Origin of the sequence: Mycetohabitans endofungorum, from assembly GCF_002927045.1 — a bacterium.
In the GTDB taxonomy this organism is placed as follows: domain Bacteria; phylum Pseudomonadota; class Gammaproteobacteria; order Burkholderiales; family Burkholderiaceae; genus Mycetohabitans; species Mycetohabitans endofungorum.
The window spans coordinates 284,582-309,609 of sequence record NZ_PRDW01000002.1; the positions used below are offsets into that span (position 1 = coordinate 284,582).

Sequence of the window (25,028 nt, forward strand, 5' to 3'; positions counted from 1 at the left end):
TCACGAATGGACAGTACAACGCTTCGTCACTCGTCCGGCAGCCGCATCGCACAATATTTTGCGTTGACCAAGCCGCGTGTCACCCAGCTCGCCGTGTTCTGCGCGGTGATCGGCATGTTCCTGTCCACGCCCGGCATGGTGCCGTGGCAGAAATTGGTCGGCGGCACGATCGGCATTTGGCTGTTCGCCGGCGCGGCGTTTGCGATCAATTGCCTGGTCGAGCAGCGTATCGACGCGATGATGCGGCGTACCGCGTGGCGCCCGTCGGCGCGCGGCGAGATCACGCCGGCGCAGATCCTGACCTTTTCCGCGGTGCTCGGCGGGCTGGGCATGGGGACGCTGTACGCGTTCACGAACGCGTTGACGATGTGGCTGACGTTCGCGACGTTTATTGGTTACGCGGTCATCTATACGATCCTGCTGAAGCCGGCCACGCCGCAGAACATCGTGATCGGCGGCGCCTCGGGCGCGATGCCGCCCGCGCTAGGCTGGGCGGCAGTGCAGGGCACGGTGCCGGGCGACGCGTGGATCCTCGTGCTGATCATCTTCGTATGGACGCCACCGCATTTCTGGGCGTTGGCGCTGTATCGTCGCCAGGACTACGAGAGCGCGAAGTTGCCGATGCTGCCCGTTACCCATGGCGTGCAGTTCACTGCGCTGCATATCCTGTTGTACACGCTCGTGTTGTTCGCCGTCACGCTGATGCCGTTCGTCTCAGACATGAGCGGGGTGCTGTACCTCGCCAGCGCGGTCGTGCTCGGCGTACTGTTTCTGAGCTACGCATGGAAGATGTATCGCGACTATTCGGACGAGATCGCGCGCAAGACATTCCGGTATTCGATCGTCTATTTGTCGCTGTTGTTCGTTGCATTGCTGATCGATCACTACGCGCGCGGTTGGATCGGCTTCTGATGTCGGCGCGCGCTTTTTCCCATCTTCTGGCAGCGGCCCGGGTGGTATCCGGTCTACGCGAAGCGGCTCGCGCGAGCCACGGTGGGTTGCGGCGCGCGGTGGCCGCAGTCATGGTTGGCACGGCGCTCGCATTGGTTAGCTGCGGCGACAAGCCGGCGTTCATGAACGTCGACATCACCGGCGCGAGCCAGTTCGGCACCGACTTCGCGCTTGCCGATACCAACGGCCACGTACGTACACTGGCCGATTTCAAAGGCAAGGTGGTGGTGCTGTTCTTCGGCTACCTGCACTGCCCAGATGTGTGCCCGACGACGATGGCCGAACTCGCACAAGCGATGCAGCAATTGGGCGACCAGGCAAAACGCGTGCAGGTGCTGTTCGTCACGCTCGACCCGCAACGCGACAGTGCGCCGTTGCTCGCACAGTACGTTGCGGCGTTCAACCCGTCGTTCATCGGTCTGCGGCCTGCCAACGACGTACAGCTGTCGAAGGTGACCAAGTCGTTTCGCGTGTACTACGCGAAAGTGCCGGGCAAGGACGGTGCCGATTACACGGTGGATCACACTGCCGCGAGCTACGTGTTCGATCCTGCCGGCAAGCTGCGGCTATTCGCGCGCGACGGCCAGGGCCCCACGCCGTGGGTACACGACATCAAGTTGTTGCTCGACTAGGCTGGCCCGGTAGTCGGGAGTTGGTAGTCAGTAGCCCAACGATCTCTCCCGTAAAAGCATAAGCGTATGCGTATTCGGTAGTTCACTTCATTAGTGCAGCCATGCGACCATCGTGTTCTTAAAATTGAGGTGGGGTACCCATGCTACGCAGAACACTACTGAAAACACTGTCCATCGTCGCAATGGCAGCTGCATTGTCGAACGTTGCGCGAGCCGATCCGGTGCTGCGCGTGGGCACGATGAGCGGCCCGGACGCGCAGATCTGGGTGGAAGTGGCGAAGGTGGCGGCGAAGAACGGCTTGAAGATCAAGGTCATCGAATTCAATGACTACGTGCAGCCGGATGCCGCGCTCGATGCCGGCGACCTGGACGCGAACGGCTTTCAGCACCAGCCGTTCCTGGACAGCCAGATCAAGCAGCGCGGCTACAAGATTGTGAACGTGGGCCTAACCTATGTGTCGCCGATGGGCTTCTACTCGAAGAAATTCAAGTCGTTGAAGGATCTGCCGGAAGGCGCCAAAGTCGGTATCCAGAACGATCCGTCCAACGGCAACCGCGCGCTGTTGCTACTGCAGAAATACGGGATCATCAAGCTGAAGGCCGGTGCGGGCGTGGGCGGCATAAACGCGACGCCGCTGGATGTGATTGAGAATCCAAAGAAGATCAAGTTGGTCGAGTTGGATGCCGCGCAGATGCCGCGCTCGCTCGATGACCTGGCTGCCGCAGCAATCAATAACAACTACGCGGTGAGCGCTGGCTTTTCGCCAACCAAGGATGCGATCGCGATCGAAGACCTGAAGGGACCGTATGCGAACCTGATTGCCGTGCGCGTGCAGGACAAGGACAAGCCGTGGGTGAAGAAGCTGGTGGCCGCGTACGAGTCCGACGATATTCGCAAGTTCCTCGAGACGCAATTTAAGGGCGCGATTTTGCCCGCCTTCTAAGGCGTTACGCCCGTGGCCGGCTGCCGGGCAGGGCGTTCCGGCTACAGGGCCTACCTCCACACGGGGCCGCTCGCCGTATGGGCGGCTTGCCGCGCCCGGCTATGTCGGCCGCGCATGAAGGCGCTGAGCCCGCATAAGCGCCGCGCGGCCTTTCTCCCGCTGATGCCCGGCCGACAGCCCGCATGCTGACGCTTCATGCGGCGGCGATTTAGGCGAGGCGCGCGGGATCGGTGAAAACCGTCAGCCGGCACCGGCCATTTCAGCGCGTTACTTCTCCGTGTTAGGCTCTGCAAATCTCTGTGCGTCGCGATGCGACTCGAGCCACATCGCGTTGATGACGCCGAACGCGAGTGCGACGCCAATACCCAATATCCAGCTGAAATACCACATGCTCTGCTCCGTCAGATCGGTCGATTGAAGTAAGCGCGGCTCAGTACATCGAGTGCGTGTTGCTTTGCACCCCTTGCTCGGTGACCTTGCCGCGCATCACGCGATAGACCCAGCCGGTGTACAGCATGATCAGCGGCACGAACACGATCACCACGATCAGCATGATGCCCAGCGTGCGGTGGCTCGACGTCGAGTCCCACAGCGTCAGGCTGCTGGCCGGGTCCAGCGACGATGGCATGATGAATGGGAACATCGAGAAGCCTGCGGTCAGGATCACGCCGGTCACCAGCAGCCCCGTCATGATGAAGCCCATCACGGTGAAGCGCGACGAGGCAAGCGCCAGTGCGAGCACGCCGGCCACGATGCCCAGCGCCGGCGCGAGCATCATCCATGGGTAGGTGATGTAGTTGGCCATCCACAGGCCGGGCGCGGCGGCCACGCGCTTGAGCAGCGGATTGGCCAGCGCGTCCAGCGGCGCCGCGCGGGTGATCTCGAAGCCGGTGATGCGGGTGGCCACGAGGATGCCGGCCATAATGAACAGCACGACCGTGATCAGCGACGCGATGCGCAACACGTGCGACGCGCGGCGCGCTACTGCCCCTTCGGTCTTGATGCGCAGGAACGCGGCGCCGTGCGCGACCAGCATGCCGACGCTGACCGCGCCACACAGCACCGCGAACGGGTTCAGCAGCGCGAAGAAGCTGCCATGGTAGCTCACGCGCAGCTCGTCGTCGAAACGGAATGGCACGCCTTGCAGCAGGTTGCCAAACGCGACGCCGAACACCAGCGCCGGAATCGCGCTACCGGCGAACAACGCCCAGTCCCAGCTCGTGCGCCACCGCGGATCGTCGCGCTTAGCGCGGTACTCGAAGCCGACCGGTCTCATGAACAGCGCGAACAACACCAGCAGCATCGCGAAATAGAAGCCGGAAAAGGAAGCGGCGTAGACCAGCGGCCACGCGGCGAACATTGCGCCGCCGGCCGTGATCAGCCACACTTGGTTGCCTTCCCAGGTGGGACCAATCGCGTTGATGATCACGCGGCGTTCGGTGTCGGTCTTGCCGATGAACGGCAGCAGTGTGCCGACACCCATGTCGAAGCCGTCGGTGAGCGCGAAGCCGAGCAGCAAGACGCCGATCAGCACCCACCAAATGACCTTCAAAGTCGGATAGTCAAACATAGTGATTTTGTCCAGTAACAAAGGCTTCGATCCACGGCATCAGGCTTACCCTGCGTGAGACAGCTGTTGGGTTTCGTAAGCTGTTGCGTCGTCATGCTGCTGCTGCGGCTGCTCGTGGTGGTAGCGGCCGGTATGTAGCGACGACGGCCCGAGTCTTGCATACTTAAACATCAGCGTGATCTCGACGATAAATAGCACCGTGTAGAACAAGACGAACCCGCCGATGCTCAAGTAAAGGTCTAAAGGCGCCAGGCTGGAGGCTGATGAGAACGTTGGCAGCACACCGGCGATCGTCCACGGCTGGCGGCCCATTTCGGCGACGATCCAGCCAAACTCGGCAGCGAGCCACGGCAACGGGATCGCCCAGACGCACCAGCGCAGGAACCAGCGCCGGCTCTCATGCGCCACGCTGCGCGTGGCGCAGAACCAGAAGGCGAGCACAAATGTCACGAGGAACAGGATGCCTAGACCGACCATCAGCCGGAATGACCAGAACACCGGTGCCACGGGAGGAATCGAGTGCTTGGCCGCCTCGGCGATTTGCGCGTCAGTCGCATTCAGCACGTCCGGTGCATAGCGCTTGACGAGCAGCCCGTAGCCGAGGTTGTTCTTGTGGGCGTCAAACACCGCGCGCGTTGCATCGGACGTGTCGCCCTGCTTCATCTTTTGCAGTGCCCCGTACGCGACGATACCGTTGCGAATGCGCTGCTCGTTCTGAGAGATCAGATCGCGCAGCCCGACCACGGGCTCGTCGATCGAGCGCGTGGCGATCAACCCCAGCGCGTAGGGTATGCGCAGCGCGTAGTCGGTGCGCTGCTCGTCCTGGTTCGGCAATCCGAATACGGTGAATGCAGCCGGTGCCGGCTCAGTGGTCCATTCCGATTCGATCGCGGCGAGTTTGGCTTGCTGAACTTCGCCGGTCGTGTAACCCGACTCGTCGCCGAGCACGATCACGCACAGCGTCGAGGCCAGCCCAAAGCCGGCCGCGACGGCAAACGAGCGCAATGCGAAGTCAACATCGCGCTTCTTCAACAGGTACCACGAGGATACACCGAGCACGAACATCGCTGCCGTCACATAGCCTGCCGACACGGTATGGACGAACTTGACCTGCGCAACCGGATTGAACACCACCTCAGACAAGCTGGTTAGTTCCATGCGCATCGTCTCGTAATTGAACTCAGCGCCGACCGGATTGTTCATCCAGCCGTTGGCGATCAGGATCCACAACGCCGACAGGTTCGAGCCAAGTGCAACGAGGAACGTGACGATCAGATGCCCGACGCGCGACAGCCGGTTCCAGCCAAAGAACATGAGTCCAACGAACGTCGATTCGAGGAAGAACGCCATCAGGCCCTCTACCGCGAGCGGCACGCCGAAAATATCGCCGACGTAGTGAGAGTAGTACGACCAGTTCGTGCCGAACTGGAACTCCAGCGTGATGCCGGTCACCACGCCCATCGCAAAGTTGATGCCGAACAGCTTGGCCCAGAACTGGGTCATGTCTTTGTAGACCTGCTTGCGGGTCATCACATAGACGGCTTCCATGATGACCAACAGCCAGGACAGACCCAGCGTCAGTGGGACGAAAAGAAAGTGGTACAGCGCAGTAATGGCGAACTGCAGCCGCGAAAGGTCGACGACTTCGCTACTTATCATGATGATCACCTGAAGCGGGCGGATGTGTTGCGGGCACCGACAACAGCGCTTGCGCGACCTGGGCCGGCGGCAGTTCCATGTGCGGTGCCTGGGGATGACTGAACAACGTGTACTTGAAGACGAGCAGGATCGCGACCTTGGCCATCACAACCAGTGTCAACTCGCGAACCAGTCCAGGGCGGTGCAGGATCGCGGCTAGCAGACCGGAGCGCTGCGCAGGGCCGGCACAGTCGGTATCGGTGCTATGGCGAACGTCATGGCTGAGCATAGTGTTTCGTGGGCTGCGCGGCAGGCGCGACTTCAACGAAACTCATTTTATAGATGGGGGATAATGAGGGGCAGTTATTGCAGCGCGTCAAACCGCCGCATTTTCACCGTGCTGCAGCCTCGCGCCTCGGTGTTGTGTCGATTTGTCGCGGTGCAAACAAAAAACCGGCCGAAGCCGGTCTGACGAGTGGGCGCGGCAAACGCTCACGCATACTGCTGCAGCGCGCCGCGCATCTTCTTCATCGCACTCGCCTCGATTTGGCGGATACGCTCAGCGGACACGCCGAACTCGTCGGCCAGTTCGTGCAGCGTCGCGCCGCCCGAGCCGTCGTCCTGCACCTGCAGCCAGCGCGCTTCGATGATACGACGGCTGCGCGCATCGAGGGATTCAAGCGCATCGGCCAGGCCTTCAGTCTGCAGCAGGTCGCGCTGGCGTGACGCGAGCACCGCGGTCGGCTCGGTACGCGAGTCGGCCAGGTAGGCGATCGGCGCGAATGATTCCTCGCCGTCCTCGAACTGTCCTTCGAGCGCGATATCGCCGCCGGCCAGCCGCGTCTCCATCTCGGTCACTTCTTCGCGCTTGACGTTCAGTTCCTTCGCGAGCCCTGCGATCTCGTCCGGTGTGAAGGGCTGCATGCCCTGCTTGTGGCTGCGCAGATTGAAGAACAGCTTACGCTGCGCCTTTGTCGTTGCGACTTTCACCATGCGCCAGTTGCGCAGGATGTATTCATGGATCTCGGCCTTGATCCAATGAATCGCATACGACACCAGCCGTACATTCTGGCGCGGATCGAAGCGCTTGACGGCCTTCATCAGGCCGATGTTGCCTTCCTGAATCAGGTCCGCGTGAGGCAGGCCGTAACCTAGATAGTTGCGCGCGATCGACACGACCAGCCGCAGATGCGACAGCACCAGCTGGCGTGCGGCATCCAGGTTGTTCTGCTCACGGTATTCGGTCGCAAGACGCGTTTCGTCGGCCTGCGACAACAGCGGGATGCGGTTGACCGCCTGAATGTAAGCGTCCAAATTGCCCAACGTACCCGGCAGCATCGACTTCGAGGCGAGCGCCAGCGCGCCCGCGCCAGCCGGCGCCAGGCTTGCAGGGGGCGGTAGGGTCATTGCGTTGCTCACTCGTCTTACTCCTTGTATCGGCAGCTTCATGCGCTATTGCGCAAACGGCGTTCCTGTACATCTTAGCACTCAATGCCACGGAGTGCTAAGCCGTTAGGCTGACGGTGGCGCAGCAGGTTCTATTCGGCTATTGATATGGTTATTTTAATAGCTTTTTTGCGACTCGCGGGCGCGGATAGAAGTTCCCTCCGGCGCGCGGGGTGAGTATAAGGCGGGGAAGGCGGCAAAGAGTGCGTATTGAGCAGCGATCCGCGCGGCGACCTAAAATGGCGGGCGAACCACGTTGTCAGTGCTTGCCTAATATTTGGAGAACAATGAATACGTTCACGACGGAGCACGGCCCAGCGGCGCCGGCGCGGCGCGTGCTGCGCGCAGCGTTGGCGGCACTGGCGCTGGCTGCCAGCGCGGCAGCCCATGCGGACCGGTTTGGCGTACAGCTCAGCGGCGGGCTTGGCGACCGCCACATCAAGAAGGGCGACCTGGCGCTGGTATGGGATCCGGACCTGACGTGGTGGGATACGGGATCCTGGCACTTTGCGCTGGTCGGCGAGATGCATGTGTCGTATTGGCACACGGACGAAGGTGACGTGCATTCGAACATCGGCGAGTTTGGCATGACGCCGGTGGTGCGCTTCATCAAGAATAGCGGCCAGGTTCGTCCGTATGTCGAGGCCGGCGTGGGCGTGCGGTTGTTGACGCACCCGCGCATCTCAGCGCGTTTCACCGTCTCGTCGGCGTTCCAGTTCGCGGACATGGTTGGCGTGGGCATGCAGTTCGGCGAGCGCCAGCAGTATCAGGCGGGATTTCGTTTCCAACATGTGTCCAATGGCGGTATCAAGCAGCCGAATCCTGGTATAAATTTCACCCAGCTTTATCTGCAATACAACTTCTGAAGCGGGCGTCACGCTCGGCCCGTTTCGCGTTTGAAGTGAGGCACAGATGGCGGCCAAGGTTATTGAGACGATCCGGGGGGTGGAGCGCGAGCGCTTTCAAGCGATGGTTGACGGCAACGGCGAGTTGTTGGACGCGTTAATTGCCGACCACGCCAGCTATGTGCATACGAATGGCAAGCGCGAAAGCAAACAGCAAGTGATCGATTCGATCGTCGGCGGCCGGCGGCGCTATCGGCAGATCGAGGTGCAGAGCCAGAAGATCGTGCCGCTGTCCCACGATATTTGCATGGTGAACGGGCGCGTGCTGATCGAGATGGAAGCCAACAGCGGCGCACTCGTGTACCCGATTGCCTACACGGCGGTCCAGGCAAATGACAACGGGCACTGGCGTCTGGTCGCTTGGCATGCGACGCGCTGCGCGGTAGAGTGAGCCGGCGCCACCGGGCTTCGTGTCGCAAGCCGGGAGGCGGCCGCGGGGGCGCCGCGCAGCGAATCGAAAGTGCGTTCGATGATGCCGTCATGAGCGCTAGTAAGGATTTTGCGGCCCGATGCGAAACACTGTGCCGTTGTACGAATGTGCGTGAGTGACTCGCGCATGAGGTAATTTGGCCACGATGCCAAGATGCTATATTGATGTCGCGTACAAAAAGTACGTCATAGTGTATGCAGACAACGCAGGTGGACAGCGTTGCTGATCGGCCGCAACGGCGCGATGCGCTCACGCGCACGGCGCCTGTCTTGATTCCTTCCATCGGGCAACGCGCTCGATGAGTTCGACTTGCTTCACGATGGCTTCGGGTACCCTCGTGTGGCCATCCAATACGTCCGTTATCCATCGCGCGGCCGTTGCCGCATCCAACGCGTCGGGCAGTTCGACCACGGGTGCTTGCGTCGATGCACGTTCAGCATCGACCAGTGTCTCGCATACTTGATCATGCAGCCAATCGACCTGCACCCGGCGCCGGGTATCGGCCGCGGCCTCTCCCTCGGTTCCACGCGCCAGCAACACACCACCGGCTGCCGCCTGCGGGAAATCGCGGAACAGCGCCGACAGGCTGTCACGGTAAGCCGGATGAGTATAGTTGACCAGCCGCAGTCCCGGTTCGGCGAACGGCTGCAGCGGCTTGACCAGCGTATGGGTTGTATTGCGCACGCCGAGTGTCGTGCGTAGCTCGAGCAAGCGGGACATCTTGGGCGCGAGCACGTCGATCGGTGCGAATGCGACCCGCGCGATGGTTGCAGCACTCGGAGGACCGTGTCACTGCCGCAGTGATCGGTCCCAGTTTAAACTTGGGTGTTTCGTCCAATGCGTGCGCCGCGCCGGTCGTACCGTGGGCGGATACCGAGGTAATGCTCACACTCGTCAGGAGAGCATGCGATGGCTTATTTATTCGAGGTGCCGAACCCCGCGGTGCCGGTGGTGCAGTCGTCTGATATGTTTCCCGTGCGACGTATCTATTGCGTCGGCCGCAACTACGAAGCGCACGCGCGCGAGATGGGCCACGACCCGCAACGCGAGCCACCCTTTTTCTTTAGCAAGCCCGCCGACGCAGTGCTGTATGTGGCGCCCGGGACCGTAGGCGAATTTCCGTATCCGCCTGAGTCGGGCGAGGTCCATCACGAGATGGAACTGGTCGTGGCGATCGGACGCGGGGGGCGCGACATCCCGGTGGAGCATGCGCTGGAGCATGTGTACGGCTATGCGCTCGGGCTTGACATGACGCGCCGCGATTTGCAGGCGCAGGCCAAGAAGCTGGGCCGTCCCTGGGACATGGCCAAGGGTTTTGACCTGTCCGCGCCAATCGGGCCGATCCATCCGGTATCGCAGGTTGGGCACGTCGCCGCCGGCCAATTGTGGCTGACGGTCAATGGCGCGCCGCGACAGCGCGCGGACGTGTCGACGATGCTCTGGCCAGTGCCGGAAACGATCGCCTACTTATCGCGGTTCATTACTCTGGCGGCGGGCGACCTGGTCTATACCGGAACGCCGGAAGGGGTGGCGGCGGTTGCAAAGGGCGATGTGCTCGAAGGCGGCCTGGACGGATTTGACATACTGACATTGCGTGTGGTCTAACACGCGCGCCGTAGGAGCAGGCTCATGGAGCTGTACAGCTATTTCCGTAGTTCTGCGTTGTTCTATGTGCGCATCGCGCTGAATCTAAAGCACCTATCATATATGAGTGCGTGCCCGTGCATCTGCTGGAGAATGGCGGCCAGCAATGGGCGCCGTCGTATCGCCAGGTGTCGCCCGATGCGCTGATGCTGGTGTCAGGCGGCTAACCGGGACGGGGCACGCGTTGCGCCGCGCGCTTACCCGAGCAGCGCGTCGGCAAATTCGGCGGCGACGAACGGTTGCAGGTCTTCAACCTTCTCGCCAACGCCGATGAAATACACTGGCACCGGGCGTTGGCGCGCAATTGCGGCTAGGATGCCGCCCTTGGCGGTACCATCTAGCTTCGTGACGATGAGTCCCGTCAATCCCAGCGCCTCGTCGAACGCCTTTACCTGGGCCAACGCGTTCTGGCCGGTATTCGCATCGAGCACCAGCAGTATTTCGTGCGGGGCACCGTCCATCGCCTTGCCGATTACCCGCTTGACCTTGCGCAGCTCCTCCATCAGATGCAACTGGGTCGGTAAGCGTCCGGCGGTGTCCGCCATCAGCACGTCGGCGCCGCGCGCGCGCGCGGCGCCGACCGCGTCGAAGATCACCGCGGCCGGGTCACCGCTTTCCTGCTGGATCACGGCGACGTTGTTGCGCTGGCCCCAGATCACCAACTGCTCACGCGCGGCGGCGCGGAACGTGTCGCCGGCGGCCAGCATCACCGACTGGTTAAACGACTGCAGGTGCTTGGCGAGCTTGCCGATGCTTGTAGTCTTGCCGGCTCCATTGACGCCGGCAATCATCATCACCAGCGGTTGTGTGCGGCCGAGCACCATCGATTGCTCAAGCGGCGTGAGCAATTCGATCAACAGCGTGCGCAACGCCGCCTTGACCTGTTGTGCGTCAGTCAGTCGCTCACTGCGGACCTTCTGGCGCAGCGCATCGAGCAGGTAAGTGGTGGCGTCCACACCGGCATCAGCCATCAACAATGCGGTCTCGAGCTCCTCGAACAGCGCCTCGTCGACCTTCACGCCGATGAAAATGCCGGTCAGGCTCGAGCTGGTTTTGGTCAGCCCCGATTTCAACCGGCTGAGCCACGAGCGCTTGGCGGTCGGCTCGGGAGCAGGGGGCGGCACGATCTCAACAATCTCTTCGTCCGCGCTGCCGACGGGCTGCTGCGTGGCGGTTCCAGCAGGCTTGGCGGGCACGGGTTGCGGTGCCACGCCGGACGCGGATTGGGCCGAGACTTCCGCAAGAGGCGCCGGGGCGGCAGACGGTGTGGTGTCGGACGAGGCGACGGGTGCCGCGGTGGCCGTGACGGCTGGTGGAGGACCCGATGCCGGCGTAGCGGCCGTTGTTGGCGACGTAACAGGCGCTGGCGAAGCCGCGGGCGCGTTAGCGCCAGCGGGCGTTGATGGCGCCGCAGAGGCTGGCGAGAGCGCCGGCGCCGGCGAAGCCGCGGGTGAGGATGACGTCCCGGATGCTGATGAGGGTGCCGGCTGGACTGATCCTGCCGGCTGCGCTGATTCGAGGGAGGAGGACACGGGCCTTGGCGCGCCGATCGCGCCCAGCGTGTCGCTTGGCGCCGCGTCAGGGGCCGACGCCGGTGTTGGTGCCGGTGGCACGGCAGGCGCTGCAGGTGCAGTGGTTGCAGCAGGCGCAGTGGTCGTAGCAGGCGCAGCCGGTTCAGCTGGCGCGACCGGCGCACCACGCGCTTCAGACGCGTCTGGGGCGGCCGGCGTGCCGGACGGGGTGGTTTGCGAGGCGGAATCCGCTACGGGCGCGTCTTGCTTCTGGCTGGACGCATCGCTCTTCCTGAATCGTTTGAAAAAGCTGAACATGGTTCGCAATGTGGCGGTACGCGCGCCGCGGGCGGGCGACGTCGAGGCCGGCAACGGAGCGCCGGTGGCAGACCGGACATTTTAGCAGAGCGCCGCATGTGCTTCTGAGCTTGCGCTCCGGCTATGGTAAGGTTGCCCTCTCCCAACCCCGGCGCGGGAGGATGGCTGGTTGCGCGCGGCGACGGCGTCCGTTCCCGCGTCACGACAGCCTAATGGAATGAATCGATGAACCATTCGCCCCGCACGCGCGCCCGTGCGCCTTTTGTTGCCCCCGACGGTGCGCAAACGCGTGCCGCCGGTGCCGCAGCATCGCGCCGCGTTGCCGCGACGCGTCACGCGCCGCACCAGGTCCGCCTCATCGGCGGTGTCTGGAAGCGTACGCCGCTGCCGGTGCTTGATCTGGCGGGGCTCAGGCCGACGCCAGACCGTGTACGCGAAACCTTGTTCAACTGGCTGGGCCAGCAACTGGATGGCCTGGTGTGCCTGGACCTATTCGCCGGCACCGGGGCGCTTGGCTTCGAAGCTGCATCGCGTGGCGCGCAACGTGTGATGATGGTCGAGCGCGATGGGCGCGCGGCTGCACAACTAAACGCGATCCGGCAAAAATTGGATGCACAGGCGATCGAAATCGTGCAGGCCGATGCGTTGCGGCTGGCGGCCGGCCTCGCGCCGGCGGGGTTCGACGTCGTGTTCGTCGACCCGCCGTTCGATGCCGACCTGCTTGGGCGCGCGCTGACGCTTGTGTTGCCGCTGGTGGCGCCCGGCGGTGCGGTCTATGTCGAATCCGGTGCGCCATTGGCTGCGGTGCGGGACGCTCAAGCGCAGCAGGGCGTCGCTGCCACGCCCGGCTGGCCGTCGCTGCAGGAATGGCGCATCGTACGCCACGCGCGCGCCGGCGCGGTGCATTATCATTTGCTGCGGCGCGAAAATGGTGAATAATGCGCGTTCCAAAAACGAGCTGGCGGCGTTTTACCGCGACGTCACGCCGGCCACCGCTGTACCGGCCCCGCTTGCCGCCGGGCATTGGCGGTGAGTGCTAGCGCGACCGCGCATCGTGCCGCCGGCTTGTTAAGCGAGAGGAGAATATTGATGGTAGTTGCGGTCTATCCCGGTACGTTCGATCCGCTCACTCGCGGTCATGAAGATCTCGTGCGCCGTGCTTCGAGCATTTTCGACACGCTGGTGGTCGGAGTCGCCGACAGTCGCAACAAGAAGCCGTTTTTCTCGTTGCAGGAGCGCTTGGACATCGCGCAGGAGGTGCTGGGTCACTATCCGAACGTGAAAGTGATGAGTTTCTCGGGGTTGCTCAAGGACTTTGTTCGCGCCCACAATGCCCGGGTGATCGTGCGCGGCCTGCGTGCCGTGTCGGACTTCGAATATGAGTTCCAGATGGCGGGAATGAACCGCTATCTGCTGCCGGACGTCGAAACGATGTTCATGACGCCGTCCGATCAATATCAATTCATTTCGGGCACGATTGTGCGGGAAATCGCGCAATTGGGCGGTGATGTCAGCAAATTTGTGTTTCCTTCGGTGGAGAGGTGGCTCAAGGACAAGGTCGCTGGAGCCTCTGGTGCCGAGGCCGGTGGTTGAAGTACCGCTTGCGCCCACTGACGCAGCGGCAGCGGTATTGTCGAAGCGGTGCGGTCTATCGCGCCTGGCTCGGAGGCCACCGAGTGGACGTTCTTACTTTGCACGGACCGGACATTCTCACGTTACGCTGACACGCAACGTTGCGCAGCCGGGAAGCAGGCCAGAAAAGTTATAATGTATTGTTTTTTCTCGGAAAGTTGGTGGCCGTATGGCTTTGATGATTACCGACGAGTGCATCAATTGTGACGTCTGCGAGCCCGAGTGTCCGAACGGCGCGATTTCGATGGGGTCGGAAATCTATCTGATTGATCCGAATAAATGCACCGAGTGCATCGGTCATTTCGACGAGCCGCAGTGTGTTCAGGTGTGTCCCGTCGAATGTATCCCGGTGAACCCCGAGCGGGTTGAGACCCGCGAGCAGCTAATGGACAAGTATCGTGCGCTGATGGCGGCCGATGAGCGCGCTGACGGCGGGCGCTGAGCCACTCCGCGCCAATCTAATCGTCCTGTGCCGCCGTTGCGGCCTCTCTATCGTGCTTAAGCGCGGTGAAGTTGCATCATCGCGCGTTCCATTTCCCCGCTGACGATCAGCGGCATCACCGCAAGACTTTTGTCGGTGGCTGCGTCGATGAGTTGCTGTTCCTCCTTGCGCGGCGGTTTCAGCACGAAATTGACCACGTCAGGTTTGGCGCCCGCGCGCGCGCCCTCCGGAATTAGGTCCCGTGGATGGCCAATGCCGATACGTAGACGCCAATATTGCTGCGTCGACAGATGAGCGGAAATATCCTTCAAGCCGTTGTGTCCGCCACTGCCGCCGCCTAGCTTCAGTTTCGCGACGCCCGGCGGCAAATCCAACTCGTCATGAACGACGAGGATGGATTGGGGCAGAATCTTGAAGAACTGTGCCACTGCCACCACGGACAACCCGGACCGGTTCATGAACGTTTGTGGTTGCAGCAAGTGGATTTCTTCGCCGTGCAGGCGCACCTTCGCATAGGCGCCGTGAAAGCGCCGCTCGCCGCGCAGCGTGGCGCCTGCTTTGTGTGCGAGCTGGTCGATGAACCAGAATCCCGCGTTGTGCCGCGTGGCCGCATATTCGGCGCCCGGATTGCCGAGGCCGACGATCAACTTGATCATGACGGTCGTGCCCGCTTGTGAATTCGGTTAAAAAAAACCCGCCGGGCATGGCCTCGGCGGGTCACTTCGTCCCGCTGATCCGACTTCGTCGCATCGTACCAGCGGATCGAGAGGATCAATTCTATTATGTGACGGGTACGCAGTATTGCGTCCCCGTATGCAGTGTCCGTACTGCGTTATGCAGCCGGCGTGTCGCCTTCCGACGATTCATCTGCTTCATCCGATACCGCGCCAGCAGGCAGCGTCGCCGACACGATCACTGGGTTTTCCTGCTCGACGTGCGGCGTCAGTTCGACACCGGCCGGCAGCTTGACATCTTTCGCGTGCAGCGACTGGTTCAACCCGAAGTTGGCCAGGTTGACTTCGATGAACTCGGGCAGGTTGCCCGGCAGGCACGATACTTCGATTTCGTTCAGCACGTGCGTGATCACGCCGCCACCGAGTTTCACCGCCGGCGAGCCTTCCTGGTTCATATAGTGCAGCGGGACCTTCACCGTGATCTTCGTCTTTGCGTCGACACGCTGGAAGTCCACGTGCAGCACCAGTCGACGGAACGGATGGTACTGGACGTCGCGCAGCAGTACTTGTTCGGTCGCACCGGCGATCTCGAGATCGAGAATCGACGAATGGAACGCTTCCTTGTTCAGCGCGTGGTACAGCGCATTATGGTCCAACTCGATCAACTTCGGTTCGGTGCCAGCGCCGTATACGATTCCCGGCGTCTTGCCGGCATTGCGCAGGCGGCGGCTCGCACCCGTTCCCTGCTGGCTACGCTCAAAAGCGACTACTTTCATGTTGTCTCTCCAATGACTGCCCGCGACCAGGCAGTGGGTCCGGGCAAATTGCCCGGGTCATCAAAACGGGGCCATCGAATCCGACACGGATCCAGTCGGCCCCGAAATACGCGGCGCGCGTTCGTGACTGCGCACCGCGGGCCGGCAGCGCCATTCGATGGCAGCCTTGCCGGAATACAGCTATTCTCAATGTTCGGCGAACAGCGACATCACCGAGTCGCCACGGCGAATCCGCGAGAAAGTTTCAGCCAGCAGGCCGGCGCATGACAATGCGCGAACCCGCGAGCATTCCAGTGCATCCTTGCCCAGCGGAATGGTGTCCGTCACGACCAGCTCATCGAGCGCTGAGTCCGCGATGCGCTGGATCGCGCCACCGGACAGCACCGGGTGCGTCGCATACGCGAACACTTTCTTCGCGCCGCGCTCCTTCAGCACTTGTGCGGCCTTGCACAGCGTGCCGGCAGTGTCGACCATGTCGTCCATGATCACGCACGTGCGACCCTCAACTTCGCCGATGATGTTCATCACCTCGGCGACGTTCGCTTTCGGGCGGCGTTTGTCGATGATCGCCAGATCGGTGTCCAGCTGCTTTGCCAGCGCGCGTGCACGTACCACGCCGCCGACATCCGGCGACACGACCAGTAGCTCGTCGTACGCTTGCTTGCGCAGGTCGCCAAGCAGCACCGGCGTCGCGTAGATGTTGTCAACCGGAATGTCGAAGAAACCTTGGATCTGATCGGCGTGCAGATCCATCGTGATGATCCGTTCGACACCGGCGATTTCCAGCATGTTAGCGACGACCTTCGCGGAGATCGCAACGCGCGCCGAGCGCGGGCGGCGGTCCTGCCGCGCATAGCCAAAGTAGGGGATGGCTGCCGTGATCCGTCCGGCCGATGCGCGCTTGAGCGCGTCGACCATAATCATCAACTCCATCAGGTTGTCGTTCGTCGGCGCGCAGGTCGACTGCAAGACGAATACATCCTTGCCGCGGACGTTCTCTTGGATCTCGACCTGGATTTCCCCGTCCGAGAAGCGGCTGACCATCGCTTTGCCAAGAGGGATACCCAGGGTCTTGACGACTTCCTGTGCAAGCGAGGGATTCGCGTTGCCAGTAAATACCATCAGGCCGTCACTGTTCATCGTGCACCTGCTACTCGGGGGGCGTGGCATGGGATGGAGCGTGTGGCGCTAGGGCAAGATCATGCCCGCGCTATGGGTAACTGGCAGGGGAGGAAGGACTCGAACCCTCGAATGCCGGAATCAAAATCCGGTGCCTTAACCAACTTGGCGACTCCCCTACACGAACCGTCTGCCTGGCCGGGACTCTCGAACCCGACGCGGCGAAACCTTTTATGACGCAAAAGTGTACAACGGATGGCGGTCCAGACTCGATGCTATCGCACTTTGCCAGCCGGCGGGGAGCTTTGCTTGCGCCAACTCCGCTTCCGCCCTGCTGGAAAATGCTGCGAACACACTCGCACCTGATCCCGTCATACGGGCTGGCGCGATTGTCGAAAACCAATCCAACACTTGCGCCACTTCTGCATATTTTCCTGCGACAACCGGCTGCATGTCGTTTCGGCCAAAATTATCTGGCCAACCCGCCTCGCTTGCCTTATTGTCATCAGCGATGTTTTGCCGTGCAAGAAAGTCCATAATTGTGATGCGTTTGGTGTCTCTTGTCAACGCCTCGGAGCGGAAAATTTCAGCGGTCGGCACATGTACCGCGGGTTTAACCACCAGGAACGTGCGTGCTGGCAGCTGAACCGGTTGCAGTTGCTCGCCCACGCCTTGCGCAAAGGCATTGCGCCCGAACACGAAGAACGGCACGTCGGCGCCCAGTTCTAGTGCCAGGGCTTGCAGCGTCGCACGCGGCAGATACAGCCGCCACAGCCGGTTCAACGCGAGCAGCGTGGTTGCCGCATCCGAGCTGCCGCCGCCGATGCCGGCCCCCATCGGCAGGCGCTTGTCGATGTCGATCTCCACACCGTAGCGGCAACCGCTGTGCTGTTGCAACAGCCTTGCCGCTCGAACGCTTAGGTCAGCCTGCTCGGGGACCCCGTCCAGTGGCCGCAGGTGGCGCACCGTGCCATCGTCGCGGCGCCGGAAATGCAGCACGTCGCTCCAGTCCAGCAACTGGAACACCGTCTGTAGCTCGTGATATCCGTCCTCGCGGCGGCCAGTCACATGTAGGAAAAGGTTGAGCTTCGCGGGGGCTGCGCAGTCGCGCAGCATGTCTTCGGTTTCAGTCATGGGGGCTCATCGCGTCGTGGATGCCTGTGCGCGGCTTATTGGTCCAGTACGAGCTTGACCGACAGCGGTGGCGCCTGCCGCGTCAGGTTCACGCGCTTGACGCGGCTTGCCGGCGCGTCGGCGTACGCCAGGTATTCAATCGTCCAACCGTCCTGCTCGACGCGGCTCAGGCGGCCGGCGCCGTCGGTCGACGTCCAGGCGCGCGAGTCCGGCGACACGGATGGCTGCAACCAGTAGCGCAGTCCTTCGACCGGCAGCGAGAAGCCCAGCGTGCCTTGCATCAGCTCGGATACGCTTGGCGCCATCTGTGGCGCCTTGTTGGGCAACTCGAGGGTGGCCAATCCTGGTGCTGACGCGATGATGGCCAGCGTCTGACCGAACGGGTTCAGCAATTGCAGCTTGACGGTCCGGTCGATTTCCTGCCAATCGAAATTGCCATACGCGTTGCGCGGCTGCCCATTCTGGTCCTCGTAGCTGACCGCGAAGCGTCCATGGTACGCGTGTACAGTTTGCCTCGTCTGCGCGCCGCCTGTGTCGTCAACGGGCGCAGTAGGCCGCTGTGGCGTCGCGCATGCAGCCAGCAGCGCAGCGAGCCCGATCGCGCCACACCAGTGGCGCATGGCGCGCGACTGCCGCAGGCCGCCAGCGGCGCCGCGCAACACGCGGCGAACAGACGAAACACGACGAGCAGGCCGGGCGCGCACGCCGGCCAGTAGTGGAACTTGGTTCATCACAGGTCGTCGATCTGGAAACGTTTCAGCGTCTTGACCAGCGTGTCGTTGCGCGGTTCCAGCTTCCGTGCGTCGCGCCACGCCGCGCGGGCCTGGTCGCGATCGCCGTTTTCCCACAGCACCTCGCCCAGATGCGCGCCAATCTCCGCGTTCGGCTGCAAGTCGTACGCGCGACGCAGCACCTTCACCGCACCGGCCTTGTCGCCGAGCCGATACTTGATCCAGCCGACGCTGTCCATGATGAACGCATCGTCCGGTGCCAGCGACGATGCTTTCTCGATCAGCTTGTTGGCCTCGTCCAGCCGCTGGTTGCGGTCCGCGAGCGAATAGCCAAGTGCGTTATAAGCCTGCGGGTTTTCCGGTTGCAGCCGGATCAGATCGCGCAATTGCTTTTCCATTACGTCGTAGTGACCGTTGCGCTCGGCGGCCATCGCGTAGTCGTAGGCCAGGTCCGGATCGTCCGGGAACGCCTTAGCCGCTTGCGCGAGCCGCGCCTCGGCCTCGGCATAGCGCTTGGCGTCAAACAGGATCGCGCTGTCGGTACGCGCGATCAGCGCCGCTTCGCGCGGCGCCACCGGCTTGAGTCTGGCGAGCAGGTTGCGCGCGTCGTCGATCTTGCCGTCGCGGGCGATGATCTGCGCGCGCGTGATTTGTCCCGCCAGGTATTGCGTGCTTCCGGGCGGGATCTTGTCCAGCCATTGCGACGCAGCCTGGTCATCCTTTTGCTCGAGCGCGATCTGCGCCAGATAGAGGTATGCCTGGCCCGGATCGGCGTTTGGCTGGCGCTGCGCGGCAGCGACGTACTGTTGCAGGTATTGCTTCGCGCTCGGCAAGTGCCGCTGCTGGATCTCGATCAGCGCGAGCGCCATCAATGGCAGCAGGTCGTGGCTGTCGTCGTTGGCCAGTCGCGTGAACTCGACCTTTGCGTCGTCCAACTGGTCGCAGGCCAGATACAACTGGGCGAGCGACATCCGCGCCTCGCGCGCCTGCGGATTCTTCCGCACGTATTGCGACAGCCGCTGCGTGGCCTCCGCGCGATCCTGCGGCCCGAGCTGCGCGAGCAGCAGCACCGCGGGCAGGAAGTCGGGCTTTTCCTTCAGCGCGGTTTGCAGCGAGTGGCGCGCGCCATCGCGGTCCTGCGCAAGCGCCTGCTGCCGGGCGATCGCGTAGTTCGCCTCTGGCTTGTCCATGTCGTGGCGCAACAAATTCTGCAGCACATGCAGGCCCGAGGTGCGGTCCGGTCCGCGCGCCAGCAGCATTTGCAGCCCGATCAGCGCATTGGCACGATGGTCCGGCGCGACCTTGGCCAATTGCTGCTCCAGCAGCGGCTTGGCTTCGTCGGGCTTGCCGGCCAGCACCAGCAGCGAAGCATCGATTTGCGCGGCACGGTCCGACTGGGGCGCGTACTGTTGCCACAGCTGTGCCGCGTTCAGCGCGTCGGCCGGGCTTTGCGCAAGCAGCGCGATTTCCGTGGCGCGCTGCGCGAAGCGCGGATCCGTCGTGTCGCGGGCCAGCGCCAGATAAGTTTGGTAGGCTGGCGCGGGCTGGTTGCGCTGCAGGGCGATCTCGGCAGCCAGCACCTGGTAGACCACCTGACTAGTCAGCGGCAGGCGCGGTAGCGCCTTCTGCTCATCGGGCGTCGGCATGCTGATGATATCGGTCAATTCCGGCGAGTCGTTGTCCTGCGCGGCGGCGGGCCGTGCGAGCACGAGCGAGACGGCAAGCAACGCGGCCGCTGCCGCCGGGCGCGCTGGGCTTCGGTGGAGCAGCTTGGCAAGAAGCAGGTTCATGAAAATCCAGTCAATGTTTCGATGGATTGTAACGCGGTGGCTACAATAGCGGGCGTGGACCACGGTGTGTCCACCCGCCTGCCTGTTAGACATGCCAGAACTGCCGGAAGTTGAAGTGACGCGACGCGGAATCGAACCGTATGTCGCTGGACGACGCGTGCAGCGCGTCGACGTGCGTAATTTCGCGCTGCGCTGGCCGGTGCCGGCCACGCTGGCGCGCGAGCTTGAGCAACGCGTGATCCACAAAGTGGAACGGCGCGGCAAGTACCTGCTGTTCGAACTGGACGACGGATGGCTCATCGTGCACTTGGGAATGACCGGCACGCTGCGCGTGTTGCGCAACTTGCCCGCATTGCCGCCCGCCGCCCGGCACGATCATATCGACTGGATCTTCGATGAGTTCGTGATGCGCTTTCGCGACCCGCGCCGCTTCGGTGCGGTGTTGTGGCACCCGCGCGCGTCGGGCGGCGTGCTCGAGCATCCGTTACTGGCCAGCCTTGGAGTCGAGCCTTTTTCGAGCGCGTTTTCGGGCACACTGCTGCATCGTCGCACGCGCGGGCGCACGGTGTCGATCAAGCAGGCGCTGATGGCCGGCGACATCGTCGTCGGCGTGGGCAACATCTATGCATCCGAGAGCCTGTTTCGCGCCGGCATTCGGCCGAGTACGCCGGCGGGACGAGTGTCGCTGCCGCGCTATGAACTGCTTGCCGACGCCATTCGCGCGACACTGGCGGCGGCAATCGACAAAGGTGGCAGCACGTTGCGCGACTTCGTTGGCAGCAACGGCGAGAGTGGTTATTTCCAGCTCGACTATTTCGTCTATGATCGGGCCGGCCTGCCTTGCCATGCCTGCGGTGTGCCGATCCGGCACATCGTGCAAGGGCAGCGCTCGACCTATTACTGCACGCGCTGCCAGCGCTAAATCGACCCCTTGGAGGCCAACATAGAACCAGCTGACTTCGCGCCGCGCCTAATCGCGTGGCAGTGCACGCATGGGCGGCACGACCTGCCGTGGCAGCGCAGCCGAGACCCGTATCGAGTCTGGCTGTCCGAGATCATGCTGCAGCAGACGCAGGTCTCGACGGTGATTCCGTATTATTCGAGGTTCCTCGCGCGTTTTCCGCACGTTCACGCATTGGCGGCTGCCGCGGCTGACGACGTGATGGCACTATGGAGTGGACTGGGATACTACACCCGTGCGCGCAACCTGCACCGGTGCGCGCAGGTCGTCGTCCAGCAGTATGGCGGCGTGTTCCCGCAGACTGTTGAGCAACTCGCGTCACTGCCGGGAATTGGCCGCTCGACGGCGGCGGCGATTGCGGCATTCTCGTTCGGCGTGCGCTCGCCGATCCTGGACGGCAATGTCAAACGGGTGCTCGCGCGGATTTTTGGGATTGACGGCTTTCCGGGCGACAAGCGCGTGGAGACCGCGATGTGGGCGCTAGCCGAGTCGTTGCTGCCGGCGTCCAGTGACGCATCCGCCGAGGCGTCCAGTGAGGCGACTGGTGAGGCGTCCAATGACGCATCAGATAACGTACGCCAGCACGATGGTGCACTGGTCGAGCCCATCGTGGCGTATACGCAAGGACTGATGGACCTGGGGGCGACGCTGTGCGTACGCGGCCGGCCCGCTTGCGGCCGCTGCCCGTTTGCGCACGCGTGCGTGGCCAATCTGACGGGTCGGCAGCGTGAACTGCCGGCCGCTAGGCCTAAAAAGCCCGTGCCGACGCGCCGCACGATGATGCTGGTGCTGCGCAGTGCCGATCAGGTGCTGCTCGAGAAACGCCCGCCGTTGGGCATCTGGGGTGGGCTCTGGAGCTTGCCCGAGGCGCCGGACGCGGACGCGCTCGCCGCGCGTGCAGCGCAACTCGGCGGTGCGCCGGTCGTGCTGGCGCCGCTTGCCCCGCTGGCGCACACATTCACGCATTTTCGCCTCGAAATCGAGCCGCGGCTCGCGCAACTGGTGGGCGAACCGCGGGCCGTGGTGCGCGACGCGCAGGCGGACACTGCATGGGTGCGGCTGGATGCCATCGGCGACTATGGCTTGCCCGCGCCGGTGCGCAAGCTGCTCGATGCGCTGGACGGAACGTTGTTGTAGCCCGGGCTACAGCAGTGGGTGGTGCAGGTTACAGCAGTTGGTGCTGCAGCATGTAGTGGTGCACGACGTCGATCCGCGCGCCAGCATCGAGGACTTCCATCAGTTTTTGCCGCGCGCGCGCGGAGATCGGCAGAACTTCGGCGAGCCGGTTGGATACCCAGCTTGGATCGTCGAACGCGTACGGCTCGATGAATGGCAGATTGCCCGGGCTGCGCTCGGACAGCGTGGCAACGATTCGCTCGAGCACCTCTGCGCACGCGCCGAACTTCGCGACGCGCTCGTCGCCGTTCAGCGGGCGGTCCTCGGGCAGCAACTGCACCTGGCCGCGTAGCAAGCCGTTGGGCTCAGTCCGATGCGACAACAACCGGAAGCGGCGCGTGCCTCGGGCGCGGATATGCATCAGGCCGAAACGCTCCACGTCGCAATCGACGATCTCGGCCAGACAGCCGATCGATTCGGGCACCGGCGGATCGTCCTGCTGGATCACCTCACTGCCGCTCTTGAGCAGGCATACGCCGAACGGCGCATGATCGCGCAGGCAGTCACGGGTCATGTCCTGGTAGCGGGCCTCGAACACCTTCAACGGCAGCAGGCCACCAGGAAACAGCACCGTGCGCAACGGGAACAGAGGCAGCTTAGCAAGGGTATCGGACGGGACGGTTGACATACGTTTCGTGCTCGGTTTGGCGCGGCTAGCCGGGCGCTCGGGCCGATGTGCTGGCAAACGACGCGCTGCCACCGTGCGCGCCGGCGATCTCGCGATGTCGCACCAGCACGTTTGCGTCGCTCGCGAAGCGCGCGGCGAGTGCCTCGGCAATGTAGACGGAGCGATGCTGCCCGCCGGTGCAGCCGATCGCCACGGTCAGGTACGCGCGATTGTCGGCGCAGAAATGCGGCAACCACTTGGACAGGTACTCGGCGATATCGTCGATCATCGCGCCGACCAGCGGCGTGGCGGCAAGAAAGTCGATCACCGGCCGATTGAGCCCCGTCAGCGGCCGCAGCTCCCGGTCATAATAGGGATTAGGCAGAGTCCGCACGTCAAATACCAGATCGGCGTCCAGCGGAATGCCGCGCTTGAAGCCGAACGACTGGAACATTAGCGCGAGACCGGTTTGATCGTGTTCGATGAACTGCTTGACCCAGGCGCGCAGCGTGTTCGCGCGCAGGCTGCTGGTGTCGATCTGGTGCCCGAATTCCGCCAGATTGGCCACCAGCTCCCGTTCGTGCTCGATTGCATCGGCCAGCGAAGCCTGTATGCCATCGAGCGCGTCGTCCGCCATTGACGCGGACAGCGGGTGCTTGCGGCGCGTCTCGGAGAACCGCTGGATGAGTGATTGCGTGCTTGCATTCAAGAACAGCACGCGAACGTCGTGAGTGTGGCCGAGGGCACGGATAATTTCCGGCATTTCGTCCAGCGAGCGCGCCGAGCGCGCGTCGATCGCGACGCCGAGCCGCGCCTGTCCCTCCCGGGATAGGAACGCCACGAGTTCCGGCAGGAACCGTGGCGGTAGGTTGTCGACGCAGTAGTAGCCGGCATCCTCGAGCGCCGCGAGCGCCACCGATTTGCCGGACCCGGACATGCCGGTGATCAGGATGATTCGCATCGAGTCAGGGTTCATGCGTTTCATCATAGCAGCGCCGCAGCGCTTCGGGCCGCTCAGATCAGCTTGCCTGGAAATTGTCCGTCCGGATCCTGCATCGCGAGCCGCTGGCGCTCCATAAAATCGCGCAACGTATCGATGCCGCGCAATTGTAGAATCGTGTTGCGCACGGCGGCTTCGACCAGCACGGCCAGGTTGCGGCCGGCCGCAACCTGGATCGTGACCTTGCTGATCGGCAAGCCCAGCACGTCAACCGTCTGGCTTTCTAGCGGCAAGCGTTGGAATTCGCCGTCGGGGCGGCGCACTAGCTGCACGATCAGCTTGAGTTTCATTTTTCGACGCACCGCGGTTTCGCCGAAAATCGTCTTGATGTCGAGCAGCCCGAGGCCGCGTACCTCCAGCAGGTTCTGCAGTAGCGGCGGGCAGCGGCCTTCGACGAAATCTGGTCCGAGCCGCACGAAGTCGACCGCATCATCTGCGACCAGCCCATGGCCGCGGCTGATCAGCTCCAGCCCCAGTTCGCTCTTGCCCAGCCCCGAGTCGCCAGTCAGCAGCACCCCCATGCCGAGGATGTCGAGGAACACGCCGTGCAGCGTTGCGCGCGGCGCCAGGATACGTGACATGTACAGCCGCAGGCTGTCGATCACGGCGGCGGCGGACATCGGCGTGGTGAACAGCGGCGTCGAGGAGCGCGTGCAGCGAAGCACCAGCTCCGGCGGCGCCGCCACGCCGCCGGCCACGACCAGGAACGGCGGTTCAAGGGCGATCAGCTCGGCCATGTTGCGTGAGCGGTCCTCATCGCTTTGCCGCTGGTAGTAATTGACCTCGGCTTCGCCCAGCACCTGGATCCGGTTCGGATGGATCAGGTTCAAGTGGCCGACCAGATCGGCGCTGGAGGTCGCATTGGCGACGGTTTCCGTCGAGAAACCGCGGTCCCAGCCTTCATGACCCGTCAGCCAACTCAGCTTCAGCGAAGCGGCGTTGTCGTCGAAGATGCTTTGCGCGTTGATGCTGGACGTATCCATGGTGGCCTTCTCGG

26 protein-coding genes, 1 tRNA gene and 2 pseudogenes are annotated in these 25,028 nt (G+C 63.0%); 12 read left to right on the forward strand and 17 right to left on the reverse strand.

What is annotated here, in order from left to right:
• Window positions 1-6: 6 nt before the first annotated feature.
• The 3 genes from cyoE (at window position 7) to B0O95_RS03085 (ending at window position 2,527) form a co-directional block, all read left to right on the forward strand.
• Complete coding sequence (gene cyoE / locus B0O95_RS03075; protein WP_104076558.1) at window positions 7-912, forward strand: heme o synthase; 906 nt, start codon at window positions 7-9, stop codon at window positions 910-912.
• A 110-nt stretch (window positions 913-1,022) separates the two neighbouring features.
• Window positions 1,023-1,583: an SCO family protein gene (locus B0O95_RS03080; RefSeq protein WP_199180421.1), complete on the forward strand. Its 561-nt coding sequence runs from the start codon at window positions 1,023-1,025 to the stop codon at window positions 1,581-1,583.
• A 140-nt stretch (window positions 1,584-1,723) separates the two neighbouring features.
• A complete protein-coding gene (locus B0O95_RS03085) occupies window positions 1,724-2,527 on the forward strand; it encodes a MetQ/NlpA family ABC transporter substrate-binding protein (protein WP_104076560.1) in 804 nt (267 codons plus the stop codon).
• Between the two features lie 267 nt (window positions 2,528-2,794).
• Here the strand turns inward: B0O95_RS03085 and cydX are convergent, their stop codons facing one another.
• The 5 genes from cydX to rpoH all read right to left on the reverse strand — a co-directional run bounded on the left by cydX (window position 2,795) and on the right by rpoH (window position 7,154).
• A complete protein-coding gene (gene cydX / locus B0O95_RS03090; RefSeq protein WP_104076561.1) occupies window positions 2,795-2,917 on the reverse strand; it encodes a cytochrome bd-I oxidase subunit CydX in 123 nt (40 codons plus the stop codon).
• Between the two features lie 40 nt (window positions 2,918-2,957).
• Entirely contained in the window at window positions 2,958-4,097 is a 1,140-nt protein-coding gene (gene cydB / locus B0O95_RS03095; protein ID WP_104076562.1) for a cytochrome d ubiquinol oxidase subunit II, read from the reverse strand.
• 45 nt (window positions 4,098-4,142) lie between these two features.
• The gene (locus B0O95_RS03100; RefSeq protein WP_104076629.1) at window positions 4,143-5,756 is read right to left on the reverse strand and encodes a cytochrome ubiquinol oxidase subunit I; all 1,614 of its coding nucleotides are present in this window, start codon (window positions 5,754-5,756) and stop codon (window positions 4,143-4,145) included.
• Entirely contained in the window at window positions 5,746-6,024 is a 279-nt protein-coding gene (gene cydP / locus B0O95_RS03105; protein WP_104076563.1) for a cytochrome oxidase putative small subunit CydP, read from the reverse strand. The genes B0O95_RS03100 and cydP overlap by 11 nt, the downstream gene beginning before the upstream one ends.
• Window positions 6,025-6,227: 203 nt before the next feature.
• Entirely contained in the window at window positions 6,228-7,154 is a 927-nt protein-coding gene (gene rpoH, locus B0O95_RS03110) for an RNA polymerase sigma factor RpoH (protein WP_104076564.1), read from the reverse strand.
• Between the two features lie 314 nt (window positions 7,155-7,468).
• On the opposite strand from rpoH, the gene B0O95_RS03115 reads away from it, so the two are divergent.
• Both B0O95_RS03115 and B0O95_RS03120 read left to right on the forward strand, forming a co-directional pair.
• On the forward strand, window positions 7,469-8,047 hold the full coding sequence (locus B0O95_RS03115; RefSeq protein WP_104076565.1) for an acyloxyacyl hydrolase: 579 nt from the start codon (window positions 7,469-7,471) through the stop codon (window positions 8,045-8,047).
• A 46-nt stretch (window positions 8,048-8,093) separates the two neighbouring features.
• A complete protein-coding gene (locus B0O95_RS03120) occupies window positions 8,094-8,477 on the forward strand; it encodes a nuclear transport factor 2 family protein (protein WP_104076566.1) in 384 nt (127 codons plus the stop codon).
• A gap of 288 nt (window positions 8,478-8,765) precedes the next feature.
• On the opposite strand, the pseudogene ybiB reads toward B0O95_RS03120, so the two are convergent.
• A pseudogene (gene ybiB / locus B0O95_RS03125) lies at window positions 8,766-9,275 on the reverse strand (DNA-binding protein YbiB); the annotation flags it as partial.
• Window positions 9,276-9,425: 150 nt separating this feature from the next.
• Here ybiB and B0O95_RS03130 point away from each other — a divergent pair.
• Together B0O95_RS03130 and B0O95_RS16310 are read left to right on the forward strand one after the other, a co-directional pair.
• The gene (locus B0O95_RS03130) at window positions 9,426-10,121 is read left to right on the forward strand and encodes a fumarylacetoacetate hydrolase family protein (protein ID WP_104076567.1); all 696 of its coding nucleotides are present in this window, start codon (window positions 9,426-9,428) and stop codon (window positions 10,119-10,121) included.
• A 24-nt stretch (window positions 10,122-10,145) separates the two neighbouring features.
• Window positions 10,146-10,321: pseudogene (locus B0O95_RS16310) on the forward strand (maleylacetoacetate isomerase); the annotation flags it as partial.
• Between the two features lie 36 nt (window positions 10,322-10,357).
• Here the strand turns inward: B0O95_RS16310 and ftsY are convergent.
• Complete coding sequence (gene ftsY / locus B0O95_RS03135) at window positions 10,358-11,773, reverse strand: signal recognition particle-docking protein FtsY (RefSeq protein WP_199180416.1); 1,416 nt, start codon at window positions 11,771-11,773, stop codon at window positions 10,358-10,360.
• Between the two features lie 441 nt (window positions 11,774-12,214).
• Here ftsY and rsmD point away from each other — a divergent pair, with 441 nt between their 5' ends.
• From rsmD to B0O95_RS03150, 3 genes are all read left to right on the forward strand, one after another.
• The gene (gene rsmD / locus B0O95_RS03140) at window positions 12,215-12,928 is read left to right on the forward strand and encodes a 16S rRNA (guanine(966)-N(2))-methyltransferase RsmD (protein ID WP_104076569.1); all 714 of its coding nucleotides are present in this window, start codon (window positions 12,215-12,217) and stop codon (window positions 12,926-12,928) included.
• 150 nt (window positions 12,929-13,078) lie between these two features.
• On the forward strand, window positions 13,079-13,582 hold the full coding sequence (gene coaD, locus B0O95_RS03145; protein WP_104076570.1) for a pantetheine-phosphate adenylyltransferase: 504 nt from the start codon (window positions 13,079-13,081) through the stop codon (window positions 13,580-13,582).
• Between the two features lie 208 nt (window positions 13,583-13,790).
• Window positions 13,791-14,063, forward strand: a complete 273-nt coding sequence (locus B0O95_RS03150; protein WP_104076571.1) for a YfhL family 4Fe-4S dicluster ferredoxin — start codon at window positions 13,791-13,793, stop codon at window positions 14,061-14,063.
• A gap of 56 nt (window positions 14,064-14,119) precedes the next feature.
• Here B0O95_RS03150 and pth read toward each other — a convergent pair whose 3' ends face one another.
• The 7 genes from pth to B0O95_RS03185 all read right to left on the reverse strand — a co-directional run bounded on the left by pth (window position 14,120) and on the right by B0O95_RS03185 (window position 20,287).
• Window positions 14,120-14,719: an aminoacyl-tRNA hydrolase gene (gene pth, locus B0O95_RS03155; protein ID WP_104076572.1), complete on the reverse strand. Its 600-nt coding sequence runs from the start codon at window positions 14,717-14,719 to the stop codon at window positions 14,120-14,122.
• Between the two features lie 176 nt (window positions 14,720-14,895).
• Window positions 14,896-15,513 carry a 50S ribosomal protein L25/general stress protein Ctc gene (locus B0O95_RS03160; RefSeq protein ID WP_104076573.1) on the reverse strand — a complete coding sequence of 206 codons (618 nt, stop codon included), beginning with the start codon at window positions 15,511-15,513 and terminating at the stop codon, window positions 14,896-14,898.
• A 186-nt stretch (window positions 15,514-15,699) separates the two neighbouring features.
• Window positions 15,700-16,653: a ribose-phosphate pyrophosphokinase gene (locus B0O95_RS03165; RefSeq protein WP_104076574.1), complete on the reverse strand. Its 954-nt coding sequence runs from the start codon at window positions 16,651-16,653 to the stop codon at window positions 15,700-15,702.
• Window positions 16,654-16,734: 81 nt separating this feature from the next.
• Window positions 16,735-16,811: transfer RNA gene (locus B0O95_RS03170), tRNA-Gln, on the reverse strand.
• 52 nt (window positions 16,812-16,863) lie between these two features.
• Window positions 16,864-17,766: a 4-(cytidine 5'-diphospho)-2-C-methyl-D-erythritol kinase gene (ispE, locus tag B0O95_RS03175; protein ID WP_104076575.1), complete on the reverse strand. Its 903-nt coding sequence runs from the start codon at window positions 17,764-17,766 to the stop codon at window positions 16,864-16,866.
• A 35-nt stretch (window positions 17,767-17,801) separates the two neighbouring features.
• Entirely contained in the window at window positions 17,802-18,386 is a 585-nt protein-coding gene (gene lolB, locus B0O95_RS03180) for a lipoprotein insertase outer membrane protein LolB (RefSeq protein WP_104076631.1), read from the reverse strand.
• A gap of 110 nt (window positions 18,387-18,496) precedes the next feature.
• A complete protein-coding gene (locus B0O95_RS03185; RefSeq protein ID WP_104076576.1) occupies window positions 18,497-20,287 on the reverse strand; it encodes a tetratricopeptide repeat protein in 1,791 nt (596 codons plus the stop codon).
• Between the two features lie 91 nt (window positions 20,288-20,378).
• Here B0O95_RS03185 and mutM point away from each other — a divergent pair, with 91 nt between their 5' ends.
• Together mutM and B0O95_RS03195 are read left to right on the forward strand one after the other, a co-directional pair.
• Window positions 20,379-21,209, forward strand: coding sequence for a bifunctional DNA-formamidopyrimidine glycosylase/DNA-(apurinic or apyrimidinic site) lyase (gene mutM, locus B0O95_RS03190; RefSeq protein ID WP_104076577.1), 831 nt, complete (start codon window positions 20,379-20,381; stop codon window positions 21,207-21,209).
• Between the two features lie 84 nt (window positions 21,210-21,293).
• Entirely contained in the window at window positions 21,294-22,385 is a 1,092-nt protein-coding gene (locus B0O95_RS03195; protein WP_233203072.1) for an A/G-specific adenine glycosylase, read from the forward strand.
• Window positions 22,386-22,413: 28 nt separating this feature from the next.
• Here the strand turns inward: B0O95_RS03195 and B0O95_RS03200 are convergent, their stop codons facing one another.
• Genes B0O95_RS03200 through hprK form a run of 3 tightly spaced genes read right to left on the reverse strand, consistent with a single transcriptional unit; the run spans window position 22,414 to window position 25,014 of the window.
• On the reverse strand, window positions 22,414-23,052 hold the full coding sequence (locus B0O95_RS03200; RefSeq protein WP_104076579.1) for an LON peptidase substrate-binding domain-containing protein: 639 nt from the start codon (window positions 23,050-23,052) through the stop codon (window positions 22,414-22,416).
• Window positions 23,053-23,077: 25 nt separating this feature from the next.
• Window positions 23,078-23,992 (reverse strand): RNase adapter RapZ, encoded by a 915-nt coding sequence (gene rapZ / locus B0O95_RS03205; RefSeq protein WP_233203074.1) that lies wholly within the window; start codon window positions 23,990-23,992, stop codon window positions 23,078-23,080.
• 53 nt (window positions 23,993-24,045) lie between these two features.
• The gene (hprK, locus tag B0O95_RS03210) at window positions 24,046-25,014 is read right to left on the reverse strand and encodes an HPr(Ser) kinase/phosphatase (RefSeq protein WP_041754506.1); all 969 of its coding nucleotides are present in this window, start codon (window positions 25,012-25,014) and stop codon (window positions 24,046-24,048) included.
• Between the last annotated feature and the right edge of the window lie 14 nt (window positions 25,015-25,028).